Source organism: Halomonas sp. ND22Bw, assembly GCF_003011945.1.
In the GTDB taxonomy this organism is placed as follows: domain Bacteria; phylum Pseudomonadota; class Gammaproteobacteria; order Pseudomonadales; family Halomonadaceae; genus Halomonas; species Halomonas halophila.
The window spans coordinates 1-311 of sequence record NZ_PXWD01000525.1; the positions used below are offsets into that span (position 1 = coordinate 1).

At 73.3% G+C, this 311-nt stretch carries 1 protein-coding gene; it reads left to right on the plus strand.

Features of this window, described 5'->3' with window-relative positions; translation table 11 throughout:
- A partial coding sequence (locus CVH10_RS19220; RefSeq protein ID WP_369335887.1) for a solute carrier family 23 protein occupies window positions 1-311 on the plus strand: 311 nt, incomplete at both ends.

The following is a 311-nucleotide window of genomic DNA, read 5'->3' on the forward strand; positions in this document are numbered from 1 at the left end:
CACCGGCATGTTCCTGGCGCTCGCCGAGATCACCGGGGAGACGGTGGACGAGCCCCGCCTGATCCGGGGCCTGCGGGCGGACGGCCTCGGCACCGTGCTGGGCGGCGTGTTCAACACCTTCCCGTACACCTCGTTCTCGCAGATCATCGGCCTCGTCGGCGTCACCGGCGTGCGCTCGCGCTGGGTCACGGTGGTGGGCGGCGGCGTGATGCTGGCCCTCGGCCTCATCCCGAAGCTCGCCGCCCTGGTGGAGGCCGTGCCGCCCTGCGTGCTCGGCGGGGCGGGCCTCGTCATGTTCGGCATGGTCGCGG